Origin of the sequence: Pseudomonas sp. FSL R10-0056, from assembly GCF_009600105.1 — a bacterium.
Classification (GTDB): domain Bacteria; phylum Pseudomonadota; class Gammaproteobacteria; order Pseudomonadales; family Pseudomonadaceae; genus Aquipseudomonas; species Aquipseudomonas bubulae.
The window spans coordinates 17039-42426 of the sequence record NZ_WIWL01000123.1 but is presented as its reverse complement, the minus strand read 5'-3'; the positions used below and the strand labels follow the sequence as shown (position 1 = coordinate 42426).

General features: G+C 54.8%; 27 protein-coding genes and 1 tRNA gene. 4 read left to right on the top strand and 24 right to left on the bottom strand.

Annotation, left to right across the window (positions count from 1 at the left end; genetic code table 11):
• Nucleotides 1-43 precede the first annotated feature (43 nt).
• The 9 genes from GHO42_RS06965 to GHO42_RS06925 form a co-directional block, all read right to left on the bottom strand.
• Nucleotides 44-568 (bottom strand): hypothetical protein, encoded by a 525-nt coding sequence (locus GHO42_RS06965; RefSeq protein WP_060765712.1) that lies wholly within the window; start codon nt 566-568, stop codon nt 44-46.
• A complete protein-coding gene (locus GHO42_RS06960) occupies nt 565-1728 on the bottom strand; it encodes an ATP/GTP-binding protein (RefSeq protein WP_060765713.1) in 1164 nt (387 codons plus the stop codon). The genes GHO42_RS06965 and GHO42_RS06960 overlap by 4 nt, the downstream gene beginning before the upstream one ends.
• Complete coding sequence (pglX, locus tag GHO42_RS06955) at nt 1725-3521, bottom strand: BREX-1 system adenine-specific DNA-methyltransferase PglX (RefSeq protein WP_060765714.1); 1797 nt, start codon at nt 3519-3521, stop codon at nt 1725-1727. Before pglX ends, GHO42_RS06960 begins: the two co-directional genes overlap by 4 nt.
• A 71-nt stretch (nt 3522-3592) precedes the next feature.
• A complete protein-coding gene (gene brxC, locus GHO42_RS06950) occupies nt 3593-7153 on the bottom strand; it encodes a BREX system P-loop protein BrxC (protein WP_153384138.1) in 3561 nt (1186 codons plus the stop codon).
• Nucleotides 7154-7164: 11 nt separating this feature from the next.
• Nucleotides 7165-7821, bottom strand: a complete 657-nt coding sequence (locus tag GHO42_RS06945; RefSeq protein WP_060765716.1) for a DUF1788 domain-containing protein — start codon at nt 7819-7821, stop codon at nt 7165-7167.
• Nucleotides 7818-8429 (bottom strand): DUF1819 family protein, encoded by a 612-nt coding sequence (locus tag GHO42_RS06940; RefSeq protein ID WP_060765717.1) that lies wholly within the window; start codon nt 8427-8429, stop codon nt 7818-7820. Before GHO42_RS06940 ends, GHO42_RS06945 begins: the two co-directional genes overlap by 4 nt.
• The gene (locus GHO42_RS06935; protein ID WP_060765718.1) at nt 8422-8625 is read right to left on the bottom strand and encodes a helix-turn-helix domain-containing protein; all 204 of its coding nucleotides are present in this window, start codon (nt 8623-8625) and stop codon (nt 8422-8424) included. The genes GHO42_RS06940 and GHO42_RS06935 overlap by 8 nt, the downstream gene beginning before the upstream one ends.
• A gap of 692 nt (nt 8626-9317) precedes the next feature.
• Nucleotides 9318-9986, bottom strand: a complete 669-nt coding sequence (locus GHO42_RS06930; RefSeq protein WP_060765720.1) for an inovirus Gp2 family protein — start codon at nt 9984-9986, stop codon at nt 9318-9320.
• Between the two features lie 428 nt (nt 9987-10414).
• Nucleotides 10415-10600 carry an AlpA family transcriptional regulator gene (locus GHO42_RS06925; protein WP_060765721.1) on the bottom strand — a complete coding sequence of 62 codons (186 nt, stop codon included), beginning with the start codon at nt 10598-10600 and terminating at the stop codon, nt 10415-10417.
• A 644-nt stretch (nt 10601-11244) separates the two neighbouring features.
• Here GHO42_RS06925 and GHO42_RS06920 point away from each other — a divergent pair.
• Nucleotides 11245-11778, top strand: a complete 534-nt coding sequence (locus GHO42_RS06920; protein ID WP_153327416.1) for a hypothetical protein — start codon at nt 11245-11247, stop codon at nt 11776-11778.
• 356 nt (nt 11779-12134) lie between these two features.
• Here the strand turns inward: GHO42_RS06920 and GHO42_RS06915 are convergent.
• The 9 genes from GHO42_RS06915 to thrS all read right to left on the bottom strand — a co-directional run bounded on the left by GHO42_RS06915 (nt 12135) and on the right by thrS (nt 19579).
• Nucleotides 12135-12211 (bottom strand) — tRNA-Pro (locus tag GHO42_RS06915).
• A 79-nt stretch (nt 12212-12290) separates the two neighbouring features.
• On the bottom strand, nt 12291-12647 hold the full coding sequence (locus tag GHO42_RS06910) for a MerR family transcriptional regulator (protein ID WP_095001969.1): 357 nt from the start codon (nt 12645-12647) through the stop codon (nt 12291-12293).
• Complete coding sequence (gene ihfA / locus GHO42_RS06905; RefSeq protein WP_002553164.1) at nt 12628-12930, bottom strand: integration host factor subunit alpha; 303 nt, start codon at nt 12928-12930, stop codon at nt 12628-12630. The genes GHO42_RS06910 and ihfA overlap by 20 nt, the downstream gene beginning before the upstream one ends.
• Nucleotides 12931-12933: 3 nt before the next feature.
• Nucleotides 12934-15312 (bottom strand): phenylalanine--tRNA ligase subunit beta, encoded by a 2379-nt coding sequence (gene pheT, locus GHO42_RS06900; RefSeq protein WP_095001970.1) that lies wholly within the window; start codon nt 15310-15312, stop codon nt 12934-12936.
• Between the two features lie 26 nt (nt 15313-15338).
• Nucleotides 15339-16355: a phenylalanine--tRNA ligase subunit alpha gene (gene pheS, locus GHO42_RS06895; RefSeq protein WP_095001971.1), complete on the bottom strand. Its 1017-nt coding sequence runs from the start codon at nt 16353-16355 to the stop codon at nt 15339-15341.
• Between the two features lie 109 nt (nt 16356-16464).
• Nucleotides 16465-16821, bottom strand: a complete 357-nt coding sequence (gene rplT, locus GHO42_RS06890) for a 50S ribosomal protein L20 (RefSeq protein WP_003442184.1) — start codon at nt 16819-16821, stop codon at nt 16465-16467.
• 29 nt (nt 16822-16850) lie between these two features.
• Complete coding sequence (gene rpmI, locus GHO42_RS06885; protein WP_002553160.1) at nt 16851-17045, bottom strand: 50S ribosomal protein L35; 195 nt, start codon at nt 17043-17045, stop codon at nt 16851-16853.
• Between the two features lie 60 nt (nt 17046-17105).
• A complete protein-coding gene (gene infC / locus GHO42_RS06880) occupies nt 17106-17657 on the bottom strand; it encodes a translation initiation factor IF-3 (RefSeq protein ID WP_169916631.1) in 552 nt (183 codons plus the stop codon).
• Entirely contained in the window at nt 17657-19579 is a 1923-nt protein-coding gene (gene thrS, locus GHO42_RS06875; RefSeq protein WP_095001972.1) for a threonine--tRNA ligase, read from the bottom strand. The genes infC and thrS overlap by 1 nt, the downstream gene beginning before the upstream one ends.
• A 362-nt stretch (nt 19580-19941) precedes the next feature.
• On the opposite strand from thrS, the gene GHO42_RS06870 reads away from it, so the two are divergent.
• Together GHO42_RS06870 and GHO42_RS06865 are read left to right on the top strand one after the other, a co-directional pair.
• Nucleotides 19942-20244, top strand: coding sequence for a hypothetical protein (locus tag GHO42_RS06870; protein ID WP_095001973.1), 303 nt, complete (start codon nt 19942-19944; stop codon nt 20242-20244).
• A 294-nt stretch (nt 20245-20538) separates the two neighbouring features.
• A complete protein-coding gene (locus tag GHO42_RS06865; protein WP_003179963.1) occupies nt 20539-20751 on the top strand; it encodes a cold-shock protein in 213 nt (70 codons plus the stop codon).
• A 70-nt stretch (nt 20752-20821) separates the two neighbouring features.
• Here GHO42_RS06865 and GHO42_RS06860 read toward each other — a convergent pair whose 3' ends face one another.
• Together GHO42_RS06860 and GHO42_RS06855 are read right to left on the bottom strand one after the other, a co-directional pair.
• On the bottom strand, nt 20822-21130 hold the full coding sequence (locus GHO42_RS06860) for an I78 family peptidase inhibitor (RefSeq protein WP_095001974.1): 309 nt from the start codon (nt 21128-21130) through the stop codon (nt 20822-20824).
• Between the two features lie 159 nt (nt 21131-21289).
• Nucleotides 21290-21595, bottom strand: coding sequence for a hypothetical protein (locus tag GHO42_RS06855; protein WP_095001975.1), 306 nt, complete (start codon nt 21593-21595; stop codon nt 21290-21292).
• 158 nt (nt 21596-21753) lie between these two features.
• Between GHO42_RS06855 and GHO42_RS06850 the strand changes: the two genes are divergently transcribed.
• The gene (locus GHO42_RS06850; RefSeq protein WP_095001976.1) at nt 21754-21954 is read left to right on the top strand and encodes a hypothetical protein; all 201 of its coding nucleotides are present in this window, start codon (nt 21754-21756) and stop codon (nt 21952-21954) included.
• A 17-nt stretch (nt 21955-21971) separates the two neighbouring features.
• Here GHO42_RS06850 and GHO42_RS06845 read toward each other — a convergent pair whose 3' ends face one another.
• Genes GHO42_RS06845 through GHO42_RS06830 form a run of 4 tightly spaced genes read right to left on the bottom strand, consistent with a single transcriptional unit; the run spans nt 21972 to nt 25388 of the window.
• The gene (locus GHO42_RS06845) at nt 21972-23000 is read right to left on the bottom strand and encodes a nucleoside hydrolase (protein ID WP_095023610.1); all 1029 of its coding nucleotides are present in this window, start codon (nt 22998-23000) and stop codon (nt 21972-21974) included.
• A 21-nt stretch (nt 23001-23021) separates the two neighbouring features.
• Nucleotides 23022-23426, bottom strand: a complete 405-nt coding sequence (gene rbsD / locus GHO42_RS06840; RefSeq protein WP_095001978.1) for a D-ribose pyranase — start codon at nt 23424-23426, stop codon at nt 23022-23024.
• Nucleotides 23423-24343, bottom strand: coding sequence for a ribokinase (gene rbsK, locus GHO42_RS06835; protein WP_153327414.1), 921 nt, complete (start codon nt 24341-24343; stop codon nt 23423-23425). Before rbsK ends, rbsD begins: the two co-directional genes overlap by 4 nt.
• A 10-nt stretch (nt 24344-24353) precedes the next feature.
• Nucleotides 24354-25388, bottom strand: coding sequence for a LacI family DNA-binding transcriptional regulator (locus GHO42_RS06830; RefSeq protein WP_095018575.1), 1035 nt, complete (start codon nt 25386-25388; stop codon nt 24354-24356).

The window sequence follows — 25388 nt, the reverse complement described above, 5'->3', positions numbered from 1 at the left end:
TGAACGTCGACGCACCCGCGGGCACCTAGCAATGCCATAATTTTCATGGCCGTGCTTCTGCAGCGGGCAAGCGGATGACGGGCCACTTGGGGAAGTTTTCGTTCCAGGTTTCTATATTGAATACCTGACAATTCACGACTAACTGTCGCTTCCAGCGCGGCACAGCTTTACCCTTAGGAGGGAGCATCCGCTCGATTTCGTCGGAAAAGTTGGGCAGCAACTCGCTCTCCAATGTGACCAAATTTAAGTAGTGAACGGGCTTATCAAGCCGAGCTTCAGCCCAGCGATAGATGAACGAATCAAGAAATTTGGCAGCAAATGTACTGCTGAGGGTGCCATCATTAAGTTCAGTACGAAACTTTTCTAGGCCTTTGGCCTGAGCCTTCGGATTGCCCGGATCCTTGACCTCTACAAACACAATAGCCTGCTCGAATTCGACGACAAAATCCACCCGGTGCATCTCTGCCAGACCGTGATAGTTCGGGCGCTCTGGCTTCATTTGATCAAAGACAATGGCATCCACTGCATCGGTAAAGTCAATCTCAAGATCGCGTTCGCGGAGCTTCATTTTCCCAAGCCCCCCATCTTTCGATTGACTTGTTCTTTCGTCAGATCGTTGAAGGTGTCGGCAATCGCATTAGGGGTGATGGCACGGTAATCATCCATGCTATCTACCTTCACCTCGCCTGTTTTTTCATCTCGATATAAGGCATGAAACATCACATGATCGCCCTTGCCCTTATTCATCAGCAGGTCGATCCACTTCAGCAACACATAGTCATGCGTCGCCAGAATCACTTGCTGGCCGTTGCGGGAGAGTTCCAGCAAAATTTCCACTAGAAGCTTCATCAGCTTAGGATTGAGGTTCGATTCGGGCTCATCCCACAGCAGGGGGCCACTGACACCGGGGTTGAGAGTACCGTTGGTTAGCAAACGCTGGAGCATGCCGATCTTACGGAAGCCCTCTGCGGTCATGCCGCTTGATAGCACTGCAGTCTTGGCAGGCACAAATCGCGTAGTGGCCTTTTGAAATACTTGCGGGGCTTTTGTTTCAGCACTGCTTTGCCCCAATGTTTCAACATACGTCCCAGACTGAAAACTGAAGCCACCGTTTTCCAGTTGGTAGCGACCACCAATCAGATTGGCAAGCTTCGGTACGATACTGTCAAAGCGCGGATCTAAATTGATCCTGGACTCAGGATCATCCACGCTCTTGCGCAACAACATCTGCGCCAGATCCAGATAACCGTCATCGAAGATCAACTCGACTGTGCGTTGGTCATGATTGGCATCAGTCATACCACGCACCAGCGACAAAACTTCTTTGGTAGGTACAAATATCGGCTCGGCCCGATAATTTGCATACGCAGCGTTGGAGTTGACGGTGGCTACTTCTGAAGAGCCATTGAAAGTAAGGGCAAGTTCTTCGCCTAGCGCAAACGTTGCTTTAAGCTGCGCATTGCCACGGGCACCGGGACGGCGCATGTTGCCTAGCTTGTCATCCAACGGCATGAGAAGCCGAACCAGTTTGCGGGTAAGGGCTAGCGCAAGTTCGTTGCCAGTGCTGCCAACCTGCAAGGCGCCACCCACACATAAGGCATAAACGCTTTTGAGAAGCTGGGTTTTACCGTTGCCATTCTCGCCAATGATTACGTTGATCTTGGGGGAGAAATCAATGCTCAGGTCAGTGAAAGCGGTGAATTTCTTAAGTTCCAGGCGGGTAATCATTGAATGGCCTCTTTGAGCATTACCGCCTTCTCCGCTTCAGAATTTCCATCAATTAGGCGCACAAACGCACCTTTGTATTCAGGCTTGTGCTGGTTCTCCAGCACAAAGGCTGTGGTGGAGACCACCTCGCCACCGACACTGTCAAATGCTCGTGCCCCCAAATGCGCCATGGACAGGATGGTGTGCTGTCCCAGAATGCGAGCACGCAGCAACTCGAACGAGGACAGAAACATCCAGCTTTGCATGGTGATCATGGCCACTGCACCTGCTGGCACGGCCAGATCAAGATTGCGTTCGATAAACATGGCAAACAGATCGGACTTGCTGCTGGGATAGTTTTCCTTGGCCCAGGCGCCCAGCCGCCCATTCATGCCCTTGCCGCCCATATACGGCGGGTTGGCGATCACCACCGCGTAGCGCGGGCTCAGGTAATCGGCCATGCGCAGCACCTGCAGCACCTTGGCGTGGGTTCCGGCAAGGAACAGGTTGCCCACCATGTCCTTAGCTTCCAGTACCGGCAATACGTTCTGCACGCTGGTGAGATTAGGGCGAATCAGCGAGCCAAAGTTGTCGGCTTCCTCGAACTGTTTGAGGGTTTCGCGCAGGTCGATGGTGAACAGGTCGCGCCCCACGGCCGTAATGTATTCATCCAGCTCATCGTGACTGAACGCCACCTTTTCCAGCACGCAGATGTTTGGCTTGATGGCCTTGTTGAAAAAGCGGCGCTGTTTGGCGCGGGCTTTCATGGTCAGGGCAAAAGCGGCCAGCTCCCCTGCTCGCTCATCTAGCTCGATGCCGTAGAGGTTGTGGGTAAGGATTTTCTCGGGGATCTCACTCGGGTCCGTCCCAACTTCTTCGTAGATTGCATAAAGCAGGTCGAAGGCATAGGTGAGCATGTGGCCAGAGCCGCAGGCCGGGTCGCAGACTTTGATGTCTTCGGGCCGCGTGATCTTGAAACAGTCGGTTTCGAGAGCCTCGGGTTTGATGTAGTAGTCCATCTGCCCGACCAGTGACGAGCTAGGGTGGTTGAGCATCCACAGACGTCCTAGGGAATTTTCCACTAGGTAACGCACAATCCAGTGCGGGGTGAACAGCTGGGTGGCGGCGGGGATATTTTCAGGCGTGATCTTCTGGTTCTTTTTCAACCCTTCAAACACAGCGTTCTTTTTCTCAGAGATGTAAAACTGGTAGAGCCAGCCAATCACCTCAACATCCGTGCAAGCGTCTGGCGTAAGGGCTTCACGGGTATAGGCCAGAACAGAATTGCCCGAGAGCAGGTCATCAGGCATCAGCAGCTCGGTGTAATCCGCGATGCGCTCGAATAGGTAAGGCATGGAACTGTGGAAGCTATTGCACTCGGCCACCACTAGCAGGCGGTAGGCCTCTTGCTGCGGGTCGTGGCTAGGCGCGGTGCCACTGAGCAGGGCTTGAATCTGCCGGCTGATTTTTTCGGGCACGCGATCTTCATCGATGTGGCCAGCTTTGGCTTCAGCCAGTATTTCCGGCTGGAACTGGCCTTCGTCAGCGGGCGATACCACGCGGATGCGCGTATAGGCATTCACATCCATAAAGCGCAGGGCACAGAAGCGGTTGAACCAAGTGTAGGCCACCTTGTCGATGAGCTGCTCGCGGCTGAATGCAGCAATCTGCTTTTCCAACTGGGCCACGGCCTGCGGATTCTCGCGGCGGGCGGCGCTGCTGACATCGAGTACCAAGGCGAGCTTGGCGCCGACTTGCTCCAGCAACAGACGGCGGGCGTGCTGGGCGAACTTCTTGAGTTTGGTGGTTTCCATCATTCGTCTCTTTATGGGCCAGCTCAATCATTTATCTGTTTTCACAAAAATGATCGGGGCAATTGTCCGTTTCAAATCTGTACGCGGTTGCCTGCTTGGATCTCTTTCAGCCAAGCTTCGCGCTGCTGCTGCAGGTAGTCATCCAGCTCGGCTTCACTGGCCAGCCAAGGTTTGCTGTAAGCCACCTTAATGGTACGCGCGGACACCAGGCGCGGTGGTTCGACCACTCGGGGTGGTTCTGCGCTTTGTGGTGGCGGACAGTCGATGCCCTGATTTCCCGATGGCTGCGGAGAAATGGGCGGGACTGGAGCAGATACCGGTTGCGGACGAGACAGTTGCTCCAATTTGAGCAGTAACTGCGCGTATTGATTGTCCTCAAAAGCACGCAGCTGATCGCGGATCATGGCGATTCGCTTCTGTCCTTGCATTGACTGCCGAGCTTCAATAAACGGAGCTGCGAGCTGAGCCTGCTGCTCGGGCTTAAGGCTGCTGTACTCGTTACCACCCTGCAGGCGCAGCTCCAACTCAGCGAGACGGCTGACTGCAGTGGCCTTTTCACTGGCTAGCTGATTGGCAATGGCTTTTTGCAGGGCCTCCAGTTGCGGTTTGGCCTGCTGTAGGCGGTTACCTTGCCAGGGTTTATTCTCGGTGAGTAATGCCTTGATGGCTTCAACCTCACCCGTGGCGACATAGGCGAAATTGTCTTCCTGCTCCTGCACCAGTTGGCGAGCCTGATCGTAAATAGTTTTTTGCGGGCTACCCATGAAGCGACGTAGCGGCTCAATGATCTGCTCTTTGGTGTCGAGCATGGCATCGGAGGCGCGGGACAGGTCGGTAAGGAACCAGCTGGCGTTTTTGCCGGCGATTTCCTTTAGGGTAGCCATCACACCATCCAGCACGCTGAGGAAACCATACAAGGCTTTTTGCCCATGCAGGTCGGCTAAATCAATCTCCAGCTCTTTGATGGCGTCGATGGTTTCACGCGCCAGAGCGCGGGCTTCGTTGCAGCTGGCGGGACGGTCGAAAAAATCGGCAAAGAACTCTTTTAGATGGCGCACCTGGGAGGCGCTGAACTCGATTTGCGGCTCCAGCACCAATGTGCAGTGAGCGTTGGTGTTACGCAGACTGCGCTCCAGGTTGTCGCCTTCCAGTGGGTTGCTGTCTTGCCGTACTTCCACCTTACTACGTGCGCAAAGAAATGCGAGGTTGCAGAGGATGGCCGCGTAGTACCAACCGTAGTTTTTGCGTTCGAAGCGCTCAAGTAGAGTTTTGACCGTGGTGCGCACACCGCCGCGGGCGTTACTCTGAATATAAGCCAGCAGCTCCTGCTCTGGTTCGGTCAGACTGGTGGCGTCGTTGCCAAGCAGGCCGTCTTGGGCCTGGCGCAGGTACTTGCCGATGTCGTTCTCGTTGAACGGCACATCGCGCAGCATGCGTAGGTTCGGATAAGTAGTTTCGATCAGCTGGTAGATGCCTTTGAGAATACGGGCCTGACCGTCGTTGCTGCTGGCATCCACATCGGCAGCGTTGATGATCAAGTGCGCTTTGCCGAGCAGCTCTCTGGCACGACCCTGCAGTTCGGCCAAACGTTCCGTATTCTGAAAGCCCTTGGCATCGATAATGCGTTTGACTGCTTCCTGCTGGGTACTGCTGTTCTGTCGGATGTATTTCTCAGTGCGCTTGTGCAGGGTGAGATCCTGCATGAACCGGGCATCAGCCGGCAGCACTACGCGCAGCTCATCGCGTCCCATGCTCTGCATGCGCTGCACGGTGAGGTTATCGAAGTTGTCACTTAGCGGAGTGACAATGTGGATGGCCAACTCAAACTCGCGGCTGAGCGAACGGTCGTCCATTCTGCGCGTATAGGCGTAGTCCTGGCCGTTTTCATAGCGAATTTTGCGCTGTTTGATCACACCGTCGAAAAGTAAGGTTTCCAGTTCCTTGATAACATCGGCGGATTCGATCTCAGTGTTTTTGATCTCTTCTTCGATGTCTTTCTCTTCGTCGGTCAGGTACTCGTAGAGCTCGCCATTGCGTTGGATGTAAGTTTGCTGCTCCAGCAAGTTGAGCGCCGCTTCCAGCTTCTTGCGTTGGGCTGGAATGTCTTCGCCAAAACGCTCCAGCATCAGCACATTGAGATTGCGCAGAGTGGCCTTGAACTCCTTGACGTACTTGACCAAGAACAATGCTTTGAGCACGCGCACCGCGTATGGGTCGCCAAGGTGCCGTTCGGCATTGTTGATGGCGCTTTGAATAGCGCTTTTCAGCGCGCCGCGAATGCCTTCGAACATGCGATCGAAGGTGGCCAGCCGGCCCACTGGCTCGTTGTCGATAGCCATGGCCACTTCGCGAAATACACCGAGCATGGAGCGTTCGCCCACCGAGTTGGCCTTGCCCTCAAAGCCGTTGTGCATGGATATTCCACGAATAGCCGACTGGAACAGCGGGAACTGGTACGGCACGAATGGGTAGCAGTAAGTGAAGTGCTCTAGATCGCGGAAGTTCTGATAGTGCTGGCCGCCGTCGGCAAACTCGAAGAGAGTTTTGAAGTTATTGAACTGTTGTTCGTAGACGGTTTTCAGCAGCTCCGTACCGGTATCGTTCTTGGTCAACAAGCGCTTCTGGATCACTTCAGCTACGTCGGCACTGGTAAGTTTGAGGCGATTGGCAAAGCGCGCCTGGACACGAGAGAAGTCGTTGCTTTGCTGCTTGCTCATATCACCCATCACGGAGTCCATATCCTCCTGTGCTGTGACGATAATCCACGCCCGCCCTAGGCACTTGGTGGCCAGGCTTTCAGCCACAGTCTGTAGATTAGTCATGAGTTTGGTGTTATCGGCAATGTACTGGCCGACTTCATCGACAAAGAAGTTCAGGCGGAAGTTGGACGGCTGTTTGTCCAGCCATTCCTTGACCTGGTTGCCGAAGTCTTCAATGGAAACGCTGTGTTGGGCGCGGTATTTGTCGAGGATTCCTTTAGCTAGTGCCAGGTCTTCGCCAGTGATCTGAGCGTAGGCTTTGGCAATGTTACCGGCCTCCAGCAGCGCCTGTTCGCGACCACGCTCCCAGGACTTGTTCGCGATGCTCTGGTAGGCTTCCTTGAACGGACGAAACAATTCGCGACTATCCAGATCACGCTCAAACTGGGCGATATAGCCCTGCTTACCGTAGTAACCGCACATCTCGTTAAAGACTTTGACGAATACCGAGAGCAAGGCGTCGATTTGAGTCTTGCTGATGATGTCGGCTTTCTGGTCAATGTTAAATAGGATACTTTTCGATGGAATTGCGACGGCTTTTTTAAACTTGGCGCGTAGTAACTCGTCGTCGGTTTTGATCTTGGGTAGGAAGATATCCAGTGCGGTAGTGCCATCGACCTTGCGGTTTTCCAGCAGCAAGGCAAGCATTTTCAGCAGGTGCGACTTACCCGAGCCAAAGAAACCGGACACCCAGACGCCGTTGGCATGGTGATAGTCGGTGTAGGCATCCAGGAAGGGATCCAGCCGCTTAGCAACTTCGTTAGTGAGTACGTATTCGCTCAGCTCGTTGTACAGGCTGGTCTCGTCGTCAGCTTTGATGACGCCTTCAATCGGTCGGCCGACGGAGTTTTTGAAAATGCCATTGAGTTCCATTGACTGCTTCCTTACACCTGAGACTCGAAAATATTGAATGCGCGGTAGTACTTGTCATCGTGCAGCAAGCCAAACAGCTCCAGAGACGCGCCCTGCTCCAGCGAATGCCGATACTCACCGGGGAAGAACATCACCGTGGGTTTGTCCTTGGCCGTGCTTTGCAGATTGTTGAGCACGTTGTGCGAGCGAATATAGGGGAACACTTCACCGATGCCGGAAAGGAAAAGCACGTCGTAATCTGCCTGGGCAATACGTTCGCCAATAGCCGGGACCAGGTGTTCCTTGATATCCAATACACCCTGCAAAAGCTCCAGCAGACCTTCTTTATCCACATCGGGCTCAACCGCCCGGATCTGCTCCCACAAGCTGACACCTTCGTCACTGCCCTCACGAGCCTTTAGCAGGTCGATGGTCAGATCGTACAGGCTGACTTCCAATACCTTCACACCACGCCCCTGCAAACAATCGATACGCAGACCGGCCAACGTGTTGACCAGTTGCCGCTGCATGCGTTGTATCTCAAAGGCTTCAGCCGCCTTGAATTCGCAGATGTAGAACGGCAGATCATTATTCAGCCCCTTCATTTCCAGAAAGCGCTGACCGCTCATGACGTTCAATAGGTGTTCAAAGCGGGCTGCCAGCGGCTGCTGACTGATTTTTTGGCTCATTGCAGCCACCTTTCAAGTTCATGGTCAGTTGCCGGGAATATCAGCAATTGCTCGTTATCGTGGCGAGCCAGTAAATGGGCCAGCGCTGGACTTATCAACACAGGCTGGATCTGGTGCTGTGCGCTGATCAAGTCGGCATCCCGCAACATGCGGAACAGGTTTTGCCGCAACTTGCTTTGCGTGGACGCAGCCAATTCATCCAGCTCGGCATGCCACAAAGCTTTGGCATTGCAGAAGGCATCGTAATCGCTTGTCGTAAGTTGGCGGCGCATAAGCAGGTAATGCTCGCGCAGAACTTCGCGAGCGAAGTCGCGGATGAAGGCATAGCGCCGGCAGGCGGCAGCCCACAGAAGGTAGCCCTGCTCGCGCGGGCTGCCGTCCACGAGAAACTCCAACTCTTCGTGATCCAACAATTCCAGCCGTGCAATGAGCTCCTTGCTGATACGCATAGCAGCGGCAGCTGTACGGACCTGAAGCAGGTTCTCACCACGCACCTGCTGTCGGGTACGCCCCCAATCACGTAGCTTCAGATAGCGCTCGGCTACCAGGGGTGCCTCCTTTAGAAACAGCCCACTCGTGGTGAACGACAGACGATAGCGCTCAGCCATCATTTTTCACCTGCTGCGATTCGTCACTGGCCCCGCCTGCTTTGACCCAGGTATCCACCTCAACCTTTTGGAACTTCCACAACCTACCCACCTTATGGGCTGGCATGCTGCGTTTACCGATCCATGCATAAACGGTGTCTTTACTGACGCCGAGATGTTCGGAAATTTCATCAACGCTGAGCCAACGGTCAGTCATAGCTAAATCTGCTGATAAAAAAGATCCGCAGATTTTAGCCGTTTTCGTCGGATTTAATAAGGTTAAAACTGATTTTAAGGGTCAGTACTGACAAATACCTGTTGATAGCCCATACAGGAAACCCGCAGCTATCAGCTTCTGATCAGCGCTTCCATAAGGTGGTAAGCAGTGGCTCAAATCGAAACGACTTTCGATTCAACTTGAACTATTTCAACCGCTAAGCTTTGGATAATCTCGATACCTTCAGGGCACTCCACCAACTCGACCGCGTCGACGCTTGGAGTTGTGAAGCCGTAATCAGCCGTGACACGCCATATGACAAGTCCTGCTTGGGTAGTCCCTGTGAACAAAGTCACATAGGTTTCACTACCCCCCTCGAATTCGGGAGCCTCCACCAGCTCAGATGGGGACTGAACGATCGAATCTGCCGGGATGGTTACCTTCTCGCCTGACAGCTCGTAAATCACATCCTGAGTACTTCAATCACTGATGCCATGGTGCCCTCCTAGTAAAAGGGCACCACTGTAGTGGCAATCAGCCAGTCAGGAAACAGGACATTCGCTCAGAAGGGGGGGGAAATAGCCATCGACTGATCGATAGCACTCAAGCAGTTGCTCGTCGAACGCGACCAGTGCGAAAGGTTTGTGCTCCTGCCGGTTTGCTGCTCACACGAAGAAAGAACAGTCCAGTTATTAACTCTTACTGCATCCAAAGCCATGGTGGTTGCTCCCAAACGACTTGGTAGCTGCCTTGCACAGGTAGCTGGCACGATGAAATAGCGCCGGCAACTGATCGACATCACCAGGACAGGCATACCGGTCTATTCGATACTCCGCGTTATTAGGGATCTCTACCAAGCCTTTCATTTGATCTACCGATAGCCTCAGGGCACTGGCCCAGGCTTCCTCCATGCGACTGATCATGTTGGGGACTAGAGATCGTAGTCGTCCCACAGTGTAGAAGGCATCTCGGTTAAGCAAGATCAGCAGGTGGTAGTGTGGTCGCCCACCCCATCCCACCTCCCGGGCCCAGACGTAGCGGACCTTGCAGTCATGGGCGTACAAGTTCCGCTCACGGGCCTTGTCACGGTTATGTTCGATCTTCGCGTTGAAGGAAGCGACGAACCTACTGATGACTTTGTTCGTGTATGCATGATCAGGTAGATCGACACCGACAGGCAGACGGAGATCCACTCTAAAGGCCAGAAGCCTGGAGTACTGCTCAAGTGCCAGATCTACGGTGTGCTTCAAGCGGGATAGGTATTGCCAGACGAAGGGGCCTTTCTCGACCATCACTGGCAGGCCTTCAAAGGTGTCGTCGTGGTGCAGGCGGAGGTTGGTGTTATCGGGATGACGAAGCATGGTTACTACTCATTGGGATTTGGTTCATAACCAATGCCCAGTGTGTATTTTTTTAATCACAGCCTTGTAGGACACTGCCTACGTGATATCCGGCTACTGGCTCCTAAAGCCAGTAGCCGCCATGCCGACCGGTACCAACCCTGCGGGTAGTGAGAGCTACTAAAAGCATAATACCCACACCGAGAAAGCCCTCTCCAGAAAACTGAGGGAACTGAGACCCGACTGCTCCCGCCACGCTTACATATTTATTCCGCTATCACTCCGGTAAAAAACCATGCCCTGATCCGGTTTGAAGCCCAGTAGGCCGAGGCAATGGAAGCAACACTGCCTGGTATATATAGAGAGTTTCCAGTCAATCCCGGTAAGCGCTGGCAAGGTCCAGCCGGCATAACTGCCATGACCGGCTGCAAACCGGTCATGGCAGCACCCTAGGTCAGGTCGCGCTCTTCGATCCTTGCCAGGATCCAATCATGCACCTCGCTTTCAACCCAGCCAACAGCCCTGTCGCCCAATGATACTGATTTCGGAAAACTCCCCTCGCTGATGTACTTGTAGATAGTAGACCGGCCCAGTCCGGTGCAGTCGATAACTTCTTTCAGGCGGATGATCCTCATGAACGGGCTCCTCTCATATCGTTCAGAGGATTCGCAAAGCCTGTAAAAAAATACTTCGAAGCCGATCGACCACATTGCGAACCGATCATCGCCAGAGCCTGTTCCACCAGTTCCTGCCCAAACCTCCGAACTCTCTGAATGAGGATGAATCAGCGTAGCCATAGGTCTACCACTTTGATGGGAACCGACTAGCAGCCAGCTCGAGCGCGTATGCACGGCCCGCGATAATGTTGAGTTTGCTGCGGCAAGTCGCTCTGACTGCAGCCGCCGACCGTTTAGCGCCACGCTGGAGATGGAAGCGCTAGATCAAAGACACTCCTGATTACCGTTCTTCACAAGTGGATATGTGACACCCTTCACCCGGGTTTCGAGATGCCATTCAGAGCAGAATCGCATATTAAATTGGTTATTTTTTATTAACAGAACCAAGGATATTTCAGGATAAAGCCTTTCATAATTGGACATATAAGCTAAATTAAACAGGTAACGTCACACTGAACACCTCTCCGTAGCGTTACATGGTTACGTCACACGTTTCGTCACACGTTTCGTCACACGTTTCGTCACACGTTTCGTCACCATGTGACGATACGGCAAACCATCACATAGTAACGAATCAATATCTGGTACAGGATAACATTACATTGAGCGATAAAAATACTACATTCATAACCGCCGTAGACCTATCAGACCCATCCACCATAGACCTATCCACCATAGACCCATCAGACCTGCCCACCGTAGACCTATCAGAACCGGCGGTTACAAAGCTAGAGGCTATGGTTCTTAAGTGGCTTAACCCTCGAAATAGAGCCCAGCACCTGTGGTCAATTGACTACTTGACTACAAAGGGGGAGACGCTTTCTAAGGGCTTACTGTCCTCTCCTGAAGATAGCCTCACCGAATGGAGTCAATGTCTACGAGACACGCCAGCCAATGAGCTGCTAATCAGGAATATGACAGCCGCCTGGCGCCAGAAGCGGCACAGAGATCGACAAGTAGATAAGAAGTCCTACAGCTTCACTCTTGATACGGCAGTAAAGGTTCAGCTTGACCGCCTAGCCGAAAGACAAAAGAAAACGATATCTGGAATGCTGGAGGATCTGATCACGCAAGCAGTACTCAAGGCCGAAAAAGCTGAAACAAAGAGGAAGCTCGAAAAGTCAAGGGGAAACTGAGTCTAGGGCAACGCTACGCCACAGACTCAGCGCTGCCGAGAACCCCAAATAGCTTTTTCGATATCACCCTCCGGCTACGTCAGGTGCGCCAGGTATGAAGCCTTATCGCTCGATAGTTCATAGTCTGGTGAGCCATAGACGCCAACCCACGCTTGGCAGGAGCAGCTGCTTAGCAGCTCCGGGAGACTTAGCTGACAGTCGTGATAAACGGCCTAGAGGCGTATGGCTATCCGATCGCCAGATGCGAACCACCACAAGACAATCTCAATTCACTACCAATTCACTACCAGAACAGCCAAATCGCGGACATGAAAAAGCCAGGCTGTTACCAAACCTGGCTAAGTCATTGAAAAATATGGTCGGGACGGAGTGATTCGAACACTCGACCCCTAGCACCCCATGCTAGTGCGCTACCGGACTGCGCTACGCCCCGACTAGGCGTTACAACTTGCTAGAACGTTGAGAAATATACCTTAAGCTTTTGAAATACGAAAGTATTTTAAATGCCTTGGTTATTTCTTCAGTACCAGCAAGACATCCTCCAATTCGGAGATCGTTTGGCGGATCAGTTGCTTGTATTGCGTGGTGTCATCTTTGGCTTCATCACCGGAAAGCCGCAAGCGCGCACCTCCAATGGTGAAACCCTGGTCATAAAGCAGCGCACGAATCTGCCGGATCATCAGCACATCCTGGCGCTGATAATACCGGCGGTTTCCGCGACGTTTTACGGGGTTGAGCTGAGGGAATTCTTGCTCCCAGTAGCGCAGCACATGCGGCTTTACACCGCACAGCTCGCTGACTTCGCCTATGGCGAAGTAGCGTTTGCCTGGGATCGGCGGGAGCTCGTCGTTATGACTTGGTTCCAGCATAAGCCTCTACTCGGGCCTTCAACTTCTGCCCTGGACGAAAAGTGACTACACGGCGAGCCGTGATCGGGATTTCTTCTCCCGTTTTCGGATTGCGGCCAGGCCGCTGTCGCTTGTCACGCAGATCAAAATTGCCAAAACCTGACAGTTTGACCTGCTCGTTGTCTTCAAGAGCGTGCCTGATTTCTTCAAAAAACAGCTCGACCAATTCTTTGGCCTCGCGTTTATTCAGGCCCAACTCTTCGTAAAGACGTTCCGCCATCTCAGCTTTTGTCAGAGCCCCCATACGTCACTTCCTTAGCGTGGCGTTCAACCTTTGTTCAAGCGAGGTGAGGATATTTTGCGTTGCGGCGTTCACCTCATCGTCATTAAGAGTGCGCGATGGATGCTGCCAGGTCAAGCCAACTGCAAGGCTTTTTCTATGCGGATCAATGCCTTTACCCTGGTAAACATCAAATAACCTTAGGTCTGTCAGCCATTCGCCTGCATTTTCACGAATTACATCCAGCACAGCACTGGCTGCAACGTCACGATCGGCCAACAACGCCAGGTCACGACGCACTTCAGGAAAGCGCGATAACTCATGGAATTTCGGCATTTTACCTGCCGCCACTTCTGCCAGAACCAGTTCAAAAACAAACACTGGACGGTCAAGACCAAGGTTTTTTGAAAGCTCAGGGTGGATGGCACCGACATAGCCAACTTCGCGACCGTCACGCTCGATACGTGCAGTCTGGCCCGGATGCAGAGCAGGATGTTTGCCCGGCACGAAGGTAAACGCGTCCAGGGCACCGGCAAAACCCAGCACCGCTTCTACATCAGCCTTGACGTCGAAGAAGTCGACAACATCACGACCTTGAGCCCAGCCTTCAGGCAGACGACTGCCGCAAACAACACCCGCCAGCATCGGCTCTTGTTTCAGACCCTCAAGCTGGCCAACAAAACGCAGGCCGCTTTCAAACAGGCGAACGCGATCTTGCTGACGGTTCAGGTTGTGCTGCAACGACTTGACCAGGCCGGGCCACAACGAGGCACGCATGGCAGCCATGTCGTTGGAAATCGGGTTGGCCAGCAACAGCGGTTCAACACCCGGGCTAAACAGTTCGAACTGTTTCGGGTCGATAAAGCTGTAGGTGATTGCTTCCTGATAACCACGAGCGACCAGCAAACGACGCAACTCCGGCAGGTCGCTACGCGCCTCTGCTTTGGCTTGCGGTGCCAGACGGGCCTGCGGGTAACGGACCGGCAGGCGGTTGTAGCCGTACAGGCGCGCCAGTTCTTCGATCAGGTCAACTTCCAGGCTGATATCGAAGCGATGGCTTGGCACTTCTACGCGCCATTGCCCTGCCCCTTCAGCGGTGATGGTCAGGCCCAGGGCGCTGAGCAGACGCTCAACTTCCGCCGCGTCCATTTCCATGCCGAGCATCTGGCTGATACGCGCTGCACGCAAGGTGATCGGTGCAATCGACGGCAGATACTGCTCGCTGACGGTTTCAACGATCGGGCCAGCTTCGCCGCCAGTGATTTCCAGCAGCAGACCAGTGGCGCGCTCCATGGCTTCACGGGCCAGTTTCCAGTCCACGCCACGCTCGTAGCGGTGCGAAGCGTCGGTGTGCAGGCCGTAGGAGCGGGCCTTGCCAGCAACGGCGATCTGATCAAAGAAAGCGCTTTCAAGGAATATGTCGCGGGTCTTGTCGGTCACACCGCTGTGCTCGCCACCCATTACGCCGGCAATGGCCAAAGCGCGGGTATGGTCTGCAATCACCAGCGTGTCGCTGCGCAAGGTGACTTCCTGGCCGTCGAGCAGTACCAGCTTCTCGCCTTCTTCAGCCATGCGTACACGAATGCCGCCATTGATCTCGGCAAGGTCGAACGCGTGCAACGGCTGACCCAGTTCCAGCATGACATAGTTGGTAATGTCGACAGCGGCATCGATGCTGCGCACGTCAGCGCGACGCAGGCGCTCAACCATCCACAGCGGCGTTGGCCGGGACAGGTCGACATTGCGGATCACACGGCCCAGGTAGCGCGGGCAAGCAGCAGGTGCCAGCACTTCAACCGGACGCACTTCCTCGTGTACCGCAGCAACTGGCGCAACCACCGGGCGAGTCACCTGGGCGTTATACAGAGCGCCCACTTCACGCGCCAGACCTGCCAGCGACAGACAGTCTCCACGGTTCGGCGTAAGGTCGACTTCGATGCTGGCGTCTTCAAGACCCAGATAGACGCGGATGTCCTCGCCCACCGGTGCATCGGCCGGCAACTCCATCAGGCCGTCATTGCCCTCGCCCACTTGCAGTTCTGCTTGCGAGCACAGCATGCCGTTGGACTCAACGCCACGCAGCTTGGCCTTTTTGATTTTGAAGTCACCCGGCAGTTCGGCACCGATCATGGCGAACGGGATTTTCAAGCCAGGGCGCACGTTGGGCGCACCACACACTACCTGAAAAGTCTCGGCACCATTGCTGACCTGGCAAACACGAAGCTTGTCAGCATCAGGGTGTTGCTCGGTGCTCAGCACCTCGCCCACAACCACGCCACTGAATACACCGGCGGCCGGCGTAACGCTGTCGACCTCAAGACCGGCCATCGACAGACGAGCAACCAGCTCGTCGCGACCTACCTGCGGGTTTACCCAACCACGCAGCCATTGTTCACTGAATTTCATCCTGCTCTCCTAAGAATTCGTTACGACTAGCGAAATTGCGCGAGGAACCGCAAGTCGTTGTCGAAGAACAGACGCAAGTCGTTCACGCCGTAACGCAGCATGGCCAGACGCTCAACGCCCATGCCGAAGGCAAAGCCCGAGAACTCTTCCGGGTCGATCCCGGACATGCGCAGCACGTTCGGATGAACCATGCCGCAGCCCATGACTTCCAGCCAGCCAGTCTGCTTGCAGACACGACAGCCTTTACCGCTGCACATCACGCATTCCATATCCACTTCAGCGGAAGGCTCGGTGAACGGGAAGTAGGACGGACGGAAACGCACGGCCAGTTCTTTTTCGAAGAACACCCGCAGGAACTCTTCGATGGTCCCTTTCAGGTCAGCGAAGTTGATATCGCGATCGATCAGCAGGCCTTCGACCTGGTGAAACATCGGCGAATGGGTGATATCCGAGTCGCTACGGTACACACGGCCCGGGCAGACAATGCGGATCGGCGGCTGCTTGGATTCCATGGTGCGGACCTGTACCGGCGAGGTATGGGTGCGCAACAACATGTTGGCATTGAAATAGAAGGTGTCATGCATCGACCGGGCCGGGTGATGGCCTGGGATGTTGAGCGCTTCGAAGTTGTGATAGTCGTCTTCAACCTCAGGGCCTTCGGCGATGCCGTAGCCAATATGGGTAAAGAACTGTTCGATACGTTCCAGAGTCCGGGTCACCGGATGCAGACCGCCAGAGGTCTGGCCACGGCCAGGCAGGGTCACGTCAATGGACTCGGCAGACAGTTTGGCGGCCAGTTCGGCCTCTTCAAACAACGCCTTGCGCGCATTGAGAACCTCTGTGACACGCTCCTTGGCAACGTTGATGAGGGCACCGACTTGCGGACGCTCTTCTGCTGGCAAATTGCCCAGGGTCTTCATCACCTGAGTCAATTCACCCTTTTTGCCAAGGTATTGAACCCGGATTTGCTCCAGGGCATTGATATCTTCAGCGCTTTGCACAGCCTCTAGTGCTTGAGAGACCAGCGCATCCAGGTTTTCCATGTACAGACTCCAGATACAAAATAGGGGAAGAGCTTGAAGGCTCTTCCCCTATTTATGACGTTTAGCACCCGGGCTTACACAGGCAAGCCCAAGTGACTGTCGGGGGTACTTAAGCCAGAGTGGCTTTAGCTTTCTCGACAATCGCAGCAAACGCCGCTTTTTCGTTCACTGCCAGATCAGACAGAACCTTACGGTCGATCTCGATGGAAGCTTTTTTCAGGCCGGCGATGAAACGGCTGTAAGACAGACCGTTGATACGAGCACCAGCGTTGATACGAGCGATCCACAGAGCGCGGAACTGACGTTTTTTCTGACGACGGTCACGGTAGGCGTATTGGCCTGCCTTGATTACCGCTTGCTTGGCAACACGGAATACGCGTGAGCGTGCGCCGTAGTAGCCTTTAGCCAGTTTCAGAATTTTTTTGTGACGTTTACGGGCGACAACGCCACGCTTTACACGAGCCATGAGTTACTTCCTCTAGTCTTAACCAAAAATTAACGAAGGCGCAGCATGCGCTCGACTTTTGCCACGTCAGACGGATGCAGCAAGCTGCTACCGCGCAGTTGACGCTTACGCTTGGTCGACATTTTGGTCAGGATGTGGCTCTTGAAAGCGTGCTTGTGCTTGATACCGTTAGCAGTTTTCAGAAACCGCTTAGCAGCACCACTTTTAGTCTTCATCTTTGGCATGTTCGGATACTCCGCATTCAGTTGATAAACATAATCAGAAGGCCTGCCGTGCCCAATTGATTACTTCTTCTTTTTCGGGGCGATGACCATGATCAGCTGGCGTCCTTCCATCTTAGGATGCTGTTCGACGGTACCGTATTCCGCAAGGTCAGCTTCAACCCGCTTCAACAGTTCCATACCCAGCTCCTGGTGGGCCATCTCACGGCCGCGGAATCGTAACGATACCTTGGCCCTGTCCCCATCACTCAGGAAACGTACCAGGTTGCGCAGTTTTACCTGGTAATCCCCTTCCTCCGTCCCTGGACGAAACTTGATTTCTTTAACCTGAATCTGTTTCTGGTTTTTCTTTGCAGCAGCAACCTGTTTCTTCTTTTCGAAGATAGATTTGCCGTAGTCCATCAGCTTGCAAACTGGGGGTACTGCATCAGCGGAAATTTCCACCAAGTCCAGTTTGGCCTCTTCAGCTTTAAGAAGCGCGTCTTCAATTGACACAATCCCAAGCTGCTCGCCTTCAGCCCCAATTAACCGAACCTCGCGTGCCGAGATATTCTCGTTGATCGGGGCTTTCGGTGCAGCTCGTTTATCTTGTCTCATTTCACGCTTAATAATAATTACTCCGAATCATGGCGACCACGCCGGGAAACCGCTTGTGCGAGGAATTCAGCGAATTGCGCGACGGGCATCGAGCCCAGGTCAGCACCTTCACGTGTACGCACAGCGACAGTCTGCATCTCGACTTCCCGATCTCCGATAACCAAGAGATAAGGAACCTTGAGCAAAGTATGCTCGCGGATTTTAAAGCCGATCTTTTCATTTCTCAAGTCAGACTTGGCACGAAATCCGCTCTGATTGAGAGTTTTTTCAACTTCAGCAGCAAAATCTGCCTGTTTGTCAGTGATATTCATGATCACTGCCTGGGTTGGAGCCAGCCAAGCAGGGAATGCGCCTTCGTAATGTTCGATCAGGATACCGACAAAACGTTCGAACGATCCAAGGATCGCGCGGTGCAGCATAACCGGGTGCTTACGGCTGTTGTCTTCGGACACATATTCTGCGCCAAGACGGATCGGCAGGTTGAAATCGAGCTGCAGGGTACCACATTGCCAGACACGACCCAGACAATCTTTCAGAGAAAATTCAATCTTGGGACCGTAGAAGGCACCTTCGCCCGGTTGCAAATCGTACGCCAGGCCAGCGCTATCAAGGGCTGAAGCCAATGCGCTTTCGGCGCGATCCCACAGCTCATCCGAACCCACACGCTTTTCAGGACGCGTCGACAGCTTGAGCTCAATGTCCTTGAAACCGAAGTCAGCGTAGACATCCAGCGTCAGCTTGATAAAGGCAGCCGACTCGGCCTGCATCTGCTCTTCAGTACAGAAGATGTGGGCATCGTCCTGGGTAAAGCCACGTACACGCATGATGCCGTGCAGGGCGCCCGACGGCTCGTTACGGTGACAGGCACCGAATTCGGCCAGACGCAGCGGCAGCTCGCGGTAGCTTTTCAGGCCCTGGTTGAACACTTGCACATGGCAAGGGCAGTTCATCGGCTTGATCGCGTAGTCGCGGCTTTCAGACTGGGTAGTGAACATGTTCTCGGCGTAGTTGGCCCAGTGCCCGGACTTTTCCCAGAGGCTGCGATCAACGACCTGAGGAGTCTTGATCTCCAGGTAGCCATTGTCGCGCTGTACTTTGCGCATGTACTGCTCAAGTACCTGGTACAGGGTCCAGCCATTCGGGTGCCAGAACACCATGCCCGGGGCTTCTTCCTGGGTGTGGAACAAGCCAAGGCGCTTGCCGATTTTACGGTGATCGCGCTTTTCGGCTTCTTCGATACGCAGGACGTAGGCCGCCAGCTGCTTTTTGTCAGCCCAGGCCGTGCCATAGATACGCTGCAACTGCTCGTTCTTGGCATCGCCACGCCAGTAGGCGCCCGACAGCTTGGTCAGCTTGAACGATTTGAGGAAACGCGTGTTCGGCACGTGAGGACCGCGGCACATGTCGACGTATTCTTCATGGAAGTACAAGCCCATGGCCTGCTCGTCCGGCATGTCTTCGATCAGGCGCAGCTTGTAGTCTTCACCACGGGCAGCAAACAGTTCGATCACTTCGGCACGCGGCGTCACTTTCTTGATGACGTCGTAGTCTTTTTCGATCAGTTGCTGCATGCGCTGTTCGATAGCAGCCATGTCATCCGGGGTGAACGGACGCTCATAGGCGATATCGTAGTAAAAGCCTTCGTCGATGACCGGCCCGATGACCATTTTGGCCGTCGGGAACAGCTGCTTCACCGCATGACCGACCAAGTGGGCGCAAGAGTGACGAATGATCTCCAGCCCCTCTTCATCCTTGGGCGTGATGATTTGCAAGGTGGCATCGTTTTCAATCAGATCACAGGCATCCACCAGCTTGCCGTTGACCTTGCCGGCCACGGTGGCTTTAGCCAGGCCGGCGCCAATTGAAGCGGCAACCTCGGCTACAGAAACTGGATGATCGAAAGAGCGTTGACTGCCGTCGGGAAGAGTAATAGTTGGCATGGCGCCTCCTCTCCTAGTGGTGACCCCTACCAAAGGTCACGTGGGTTGGGATGAGCCAGTACGCGATTCGGTGGTATGCCTGCCTCACAGTGGCAGGAGCCTTGCGGCGAACCTAAAACCGAACCAGAGTGACTGGAGTTCAAATCAAAAAGGTTAATGGCACTGCATGACGGTTCAAGGAACACGCGAATGCAGGAAATAGCCAGGGCGGCATGCTAGCACAGATGGATACGCCTGTTGCGCACCCCTCCCCGCATCCGCGAGAAAACGGGGTTTTTTACAAAAGGGTGAACTTGAGCTCCACTTACCTTTCACATACTCAGTGATACACACTCGGTTTTAATGCCTACAAGGAGCATCTTATGCGCACGATCCGCTTACTCGCCTTCGCAGCCCCCCTGGCGCTGCTGCTACCCCTGAGCGCCCAGGCCGATAACTGGCCTGCAGGCGCCAAAAAAGACTACATGAAGGACTGCGTAGCGGCAGCCAGCCAAAGTGTTGACGCAAAAACGGCCCAACAGCATTGCGCATGCGGTGCGGACAAGCTGTCCGAGAAGTTCACAAGCGCCGAAATCACACAGCTGATGAGCAAGACAACCCAGCCTAGCGCAGAGCTTCGCACCCGGGCTCTGGACGCCATCCAGGCTTGCCGGGCCAAGAAATAACCACCCTCCTCACGGCTCGAATTGAGCCATGAGGAGAGCAAAAACAGTCAAAAACGCTTTTGCACGTAAAAAATATTGATTCTCGACTGCTTTTTTTCTAACAGCCTTTAGCCCTCAACCCCCCGTAAACCGGGGGTCTTGAGCATTTCAAAGAGCAGACGAGGGTTAACATTGCAGCAATCTGTAGCTCAGGGGGGCTCCCAAAGCGCACATTTCGACTATGATACCTCGGTGTGCCCAGTTGGCCTGAGCAGCACAGTACTACTGAAAATATAAGTTTCTTGGAGATACACCATGTCTAATCGCCAAACCGGCACCGTAAAATGGTTCAACGATGAAAAAGGCTTCGGCTTCATCACTCCTCAAGGTGGCGGTGACGACCTGTTCGTACACTTCAAAGCTATCGAAAGCGACGGTTTCAAAAGCCTGAAAGAAGGCCAGACCGTTTCCTTCGTGGCTGAGAAAGGCCAAAAGGGTATGCAAGCTGCACAGGTTCGTCCGGAGTAAATCTCCCGCGAACAAAAAAACCCCGTCCATGTGACGGGGTTTTTTATGCCTGACGCAATGTCAGACCAGGTTAGCCGCAGTTAACCCGGGTAATGATGCCAGCGTCGTCCGCATTGAGATTGAGACGGTCCGAGCGGTACTCAAGCGTCATCACGTCATGCGGCATCAAAATACGCGCGTTCTGCGCACCAGCCTTGATACGGGCCTGCTCCAGAAGCTGCGCCGAAGCCTTTTGACCGACTGCAAATGCTGCTGATTTAGCATCGCAACGGCTATGCCCCGCCTCGGCGACAGGCTCCTTGACCGAACTTGCGGTGCTGCATCCGGACAGTGCCAAGACCGCCAACAACGAACCCAATGACACTAGCTTCCAAGACATGAAGCCTCCTTAAGATAAATAGTCTGAACCCTTGCGACAGCTTTTTCGCACATAGGTTGCATGACGCCTCTCAGCGCCTTCTGATTTGCCAGCACCGGCAAGTGTGCCCGAGCCGACTTTTACCGTGCACCCCTAATCATTGCCAAATATGTTCAGGTGTCAGTACACATCAATGTAATCGAACGGCGGATTAGGCCAGTTGTCCTTGAGGGCATTGAATATCTGCATGACCCAGACCTCATCGCTTGCTGCAACTTTTCCGACATAGCCAGAACCTGCCGCCCAGGTCTCCAGCCTGAAAAGCAGACCGTCGATATCGACACCGCCCACCACACCCGAAGATATATAAGCGATACCCGTCTTGGTCACGCGCAACTGTGTATGGGCATCATCACTGGCCGAGGCCAGCAACTGACGCACAGCGCCAAGAGTAAAGCCCTCAGGGTTGTTTAGATCAATTTGCATGGCCTGCACCGCTCCCAAAAAGTGCAAGTGTGGCACGCAGTGCGGGGGTCATGGGCTGTTGAGGGTGCAAAAACCAATATTTACTTTGGTCTATTCATAGCGAAATGACGACTTTTTGCTAAAATCGCCTTTTCACGCCCCCTTCCCATGAGCACCCCATGACAACAGTCAGCATCGATGCAGATATCAAGGCCAAGTGGCATCAAGGACAGTGCTCATACAGCCCTGGCAGCCCTGAAGAGCTGGCCATTATCGGCATCGACCTTTTGGTTAAAGAGCTCGGCACGGAAGCTGCCCGAGCGTTCGTCAGTCAGGTGTTCGAAAAGTACAAACCGGCCGAGCCCGTCAGGCTGACCTGACGGCGCGCAACCTCACTTCACTTGAGCCGGCCCAGACGCGCGGTAAGCAAGTCAAAAAAGCCCTGCGCGTCACCGCTCTCGACCCAAAAGGCGTTTTTGGGCTGGTTCAAGGTGTTGTACCAGTCCGGGATAGTCTGGCCAAAGGTCGGCCCCTCGCGAGTATCCACGACCAGGTTGACTTCACGCCCGGAGAACAGCGCAGGATTGAGCAGGTAGGCAATGACACTGGCATCGTGAACAGGCCCGCCAGGCAGTCCGTAGTGCACCATGTCGCCTTTCACATATTCATTGAGAATATCGCCCACCAGTTTGCCGGCCGTATTGCCCAGTGCAGCGATCTGCTTCAGTCGCGCCTCGCTGGTAAGGATCTTGTGTGTCACATCCAGCGGTACATAGGTCAGTTTCACCCCGCTCTTCAACACCACGTCTGCCGCATGCGGATCGGCATAAAGGTTGAACTCGGCAACCGGGGTGATATTACCGCCATTGAAATGGGCGCCGCCCATGACCACGACTTCCTTGATTCCCTGCGTGATTTCCGGGGCCTGGATCAAGGCCAGGGCCAGGTTTGTCTGCGGGCCGAGCATGGCAATGGTCACGCTGCCTGGCTTGGCTGCACGCAAGGTATCAACCAGGTAATTGACCGCATTGGCCTTTTCGAGACCTTTGGCCGGCTCATGCACAGGCACACCGGTGACGCCTTCCTGGCCGTGAATGTTCTCGGCGTAAATCGGCGTACGCACCAGGGGTTTAGGCGCCCCGGCATACACCGGCACGTCTTCGCGCCCTGCCCACTCCCGGGCCAGCCGGGCATTGCGCGAGGTCTTGTCGAGCCGTACGTTGCCCGCCACGGTGGTAATGGCCCGCACCTGTAACTGCTCCGGTGAAGCCAGTGCCAGCAGCAGAGCGACCACATCATCGGCGCCGGGGTCCGTGTCGATGATCAAATCGATCTTGTCGGCGGCTTGAACACTCGACATCGTGATGGCGGACACGAACAAGACACTCCTGATCAATGGCTGAAAAATCCGGGTAAAACGTGGCATCACAACTCCCTGGTTATTTGTCTAAAAAGTCACGCCAGAGACCAAGGCAATATTGCAGTACGGGCGACACTCTCCAGTACGAACAATCACCTTTGCCTGCAGGCATAGTTCCTTGAAAGCATTATGGGTGAGCAGGCTCCTTGAGCCCAACTCCCCCTTGCCTGCATATTCGTCGATACATGACAGCGCCGGGCATGGCGCCTGCAACAACTCAGTGGCGAGCACATGGCTTTGCACCTGCATCTCACTGAGCAGGGCGCGCAACGTGCTGGCAACATCAGGCACGCCTTGAGTCAGGGCCAGATCAATCAGTTCGATGCCCTTGGGCACCGGCAAACCGGCATCGGCAATCACCACGATGTCGCCATGCCCCAGCGAGGCAACCAGCCGCGACAAGGCGATATTCAGCAGCGGTGTTTTTTTCATGGTGCTTTAAAGCCCTGAACATCACGCAACAATGGAATCGAAGGCTGAGCCCCCGCCCGAGTGACCGATAACGCGGCGGCGACCTGCGCAAAGCGTATCGCGTCGTCCTCTTCCATACCCGCCGCCAGCGCGGCAGAGAAGCCGCCGACAAAGGTATCGCCCGCCGCCGTGGCATCCACCGCCTCGACCTTGGGCGCAGTAAAGTGCATCACTCGGTGGGTACTGACAAACAAGGCCCCCAGCGCGCCCAGGGTGACAATCACCTTGCCCGCGCCCAGCTCGACCAACCGCCGGGCAGCCCGCCCGGCCGACTCAAGGGAATCAACCGGCACACCGCTAAGCGCCCAGGCCTCGCTCTCATTCGGGATCAGGTAGTCGATGGCGCCATACCAGTGCCCCGGCAACGGAGCACTGACCGGGGCGGGATTGAGGATCACCACTTTGCCCAGTTCACGTCCACGCGCCAGCACGCATCCGACTGTTTCCATCGGCACTTCAAGCTGGCAAACAAGCACTTGCGCACCTTGCAAGACGTGATCAAAGGCGCGGATATCTTCCGCGGCCAGGCAGCCATTGGCACCCGGCACCACCACAATGGTGTTCTGGCTGCAGGCATCCACCGTGATAAGGGCCACGCCGCTGGCACAGTCAGGCACGGTGCGCACTGCCACACAATCAACCCGGTCAGCCAGCAAGCCGTCGCGCAACTGCACGCCATAGGCGTCACCGCCGACACAGCCGAGCATTGCCACCCGGGCCCCCAGGCGCGACGCTGCTACCGCCTGGTTCGCGCCCTTGCCACCGTGCACGGTGGTAAAGGATTGCCCGAACACCGTTTCCCCCGGGCGCGGCAATCTCTCGGTACGCGTGACCAGATCCATATTCAGACTGCCTGCAACCACAACATTCGCTTGCATGTATCGACACTCATCCAGTGATTGTAGGGGGGGATTTCAACGGTGCTTGCGCATAAGCCCGGGTGGACTCGCGCAGCACAATGTCGGGTTTGACGATCCGCTGCTCCACCGCCCGCCCGGGTACGGCAATGCGGCGCAACAATAACTGGGCAGCGATCTCGCCCAATTGCAGGATCGACTGCCCGACAGTTGTCAGCGACGGATAGACATAACGGCTCATCTGTACATCATCAAAACCAATCACCGACAACTGCTGGGGTACCCGAATATTGCGCTCGGCCGCCGCTCGCAATACGCCGATGCCCATCATGTCGTTGCAGGCAAAAATGGCCGAGGGCGGGTTGTGCTGCAGCAAGCCGACCGCCGCGTTGTAGCCCCCGACACTGCTGAAGTCACTCTCGACCATCCACTGCCCCTGAGGCGTTATACCCGCCTCCAGCAGCGCACGCCGATACCCGGCCATACGCAACTGCGCGACACGGGTGGCGGCGGGCCCGCCAATGCAGGCAATGGCACGATGCCCCAGATCGAGCAAATGCCGCGTAGCCAGATAAGCCCCCAGTTCGTGGTCGATGCACACCAGGTCAGCCTCAACCCCCTCAAAGCTGCGATCGACAATCACCATCGGCGTGCGTACGCCGACCAACCCGCTGGCCATCCCCAGGTCGCCTGTGGACGAAGCGACCACCAGCCCGTCCACACGCTTTTCCAGCAGCACCCGCAGGTAATTGCGCTGCTTGACCGGGTCATCATCACAGTTGCACAGGATCACGCAGTAATTGTTGCGCTCACAGTAATCCTCGATACCTCGCGCCAACTCGGCAAAGTACGGGTTCAGGCTATTGGCCACCAGCAGGCCGATGGTCGCTGTGGTCTTGGCCTTGAGCGAGCGTGCTACCGCGCTGGGTACATACTCCAGGTGTGCAATGGCTTGCTCAACCTTCAAGCGCACAGGTTCACTGACAGGGCGGGTTTTATTCAAAACATGAGAAACCGTCGTGTACGAAATGCCTGCCATTGCCGCGACATCTTTAATCGTTGCCAT